We start from the raw sequence: 287 nt of genomic DNA, 5'->3' as shown, positions 1-287 counted from the left end.
ACACTATACATACGGATACAGTGATGGGCTTTTTTACATGTAACGAATAGAAGGGGCACAACTTATGGTGTGCCCCTTCTATTCGTTATTTATCTATATTTTAGATGTATGTTCAATAACTGCATGAATGATGTCTTCCCAGTCATCAGGATGATTTTCATGTCCTGCGCCTTCAAGGGTTAGTAGGACTGAGGTAGGAATTTCATCAATAAGTGCGAGACCATGTTCAAAAGGGAGGGCAGTATGGTCTGTTCCGTGAATAACTAATGTAGGTGCTTGTATGTAGT

1 protein-coding gene is annotated in these 287 nt (G+C 40.1%); it reads right to left on the bottom strand.

Annotated elements, in window-relative coordinates:
• Positions 1 to 93 precede the first annotated feature (93 nt).
• The coding region (locus tag ACSG5Z_RS31635) for an alpha/beta fold hydrolase (RefSeq protein WP_435712927.1) at positions 94 to 287 on the bottom strand (194 nt) is incomplete at its 5' end.

The organism is Bacillus pretiosus (assembly GCF_051294775.1).
Classification (GTDB): domain Bacteria; phylum Bacillota; class Bacilli; order Bacillales; family Bacillaceae_G; genus Bacillus_A; species Bacillus_A wiedmannii.
The sequence above is the reverse complement of the archived record's forward strand: the minus strand, read 5'-3'. Positions and strand labels throughout refer to the sequence as shown.